The sequence below is a fragment of the Stenotrophomonas sp. HMWF003 genome, assembly GCF_003061285.1.
In the GTDB taxonomy this organism is placed as follows: Bacteria; Pseudomonadota; Gammaproteobacteria; order Xanthomonadales; family Xanthomonadaceae; genus Stenotrophomonas; species Stenotrophomonas maltophilia_AP.
In genome coordinates this window covers 16,422-17,452 of record NZ_QAIW01000381.1, presented here as the reverse complement: position 1 = coordinate 17,452, position 1,031 = coordinate 16,422, and the positions used below count along the sequence as shown (strand labels likewise).

The window sequence follows — 1,031 nt, the reverse complement described above, 5'->3', positions numbered from 1 at the left end:
GGTACGCGCTGGATGCCAACGGCCTGTTGCAGGTGCCCGCCGCCGCGACCAGTGGCGCGGTGGTGCTCACCTACCAGGTCTGCGAAGCGGTGCTGCCCAGCAACTGCGCCAGTGCCACCCTGCGCCTGGTGGTGACGCCGTCGGCCAGCAACGACACCTTCTCCACCGCCGCCGGGCAGCCCCTCAACGGCAGCGTGGGCGACAACGACAACGTGCCGCCGGGCGCACTGTTCAGCGTGGTCGGCCCGGTGCCGGCCGGGCTGACCTTCACCGGCTCGGGCAGCTTCACCTATGTGCCGCCGGCCGGCGTGACCTCGCCGGTGACCTTCGATTACCAGGTCTGCCTGCCGGCGCCGAACGCGGCGCTGTGCGCCACTGCCAGTGCCGCCATCACCCTCACCGTGGGCAGCCTGGCCGCCACGGGCGATGATTTCAGCAGCACCCCGATCAGCCCGGTCAGCGGCGGCAGCACCACCTCGGTGCTGGCCAATGATTCGCTCAACGGCATCACCCCGCCGGCGGTGGCCAACGTGCTGCTGTCGCTGGTGGGCGCACCGGCCGGCCTGGCCATCACCGCCGAAGGCGCGGTGACCGTGGCCGCCGGCACCCCTGCCGGGGTCAAGAACCTCACCTACCAGCTGTGCGAGGCCGCCGCGCCCGGCAACTGCGATACCGCGACGATCCGCCTGGTGGTGGCGCCGTCGGCGCTGGACGATGCGCTGTCCACCGCGGCCGGGCAGGTGCTTACCAGCAGCGTGGCCACCAACGACAACGCGCCGGCCGGTGCGGTCTTCCAGGTGGTGGGCACCGCGCCGGACGGGCTGGTGCTGGCCAGCGATGGCAGCCTGGTCTACACCCCGCCCGTCGGCTTCAGCGGCGCGTCCACCTTCGCCTACACGGTCTGCCTGCCGGCACCCGATGCGGGCGTGTGCGCCACTGCGAACGCAACGCTCAACGTCAACAGCGGCACGCTGGTGGCGGTGGCCGATACCTTCGCCACGCCGATCGCGCCGGGCACGGCGTCGCCCACC

Annotated in this window: 1 protein-coding gene; it reads left to right on the top strand. The window is 72.4% G+C overall.

Annotated elements, in window-relative coordinates; translation table 11 throughout:
* Window positions 1–1,031, top strand: a 1,031-nt coding sequence (locus tag DBR34_RS16320) for an Ig-like domain-containing protein (RefSeq protein WP_219928316.1), incomplete at both ends; no start/stop codon positions are given.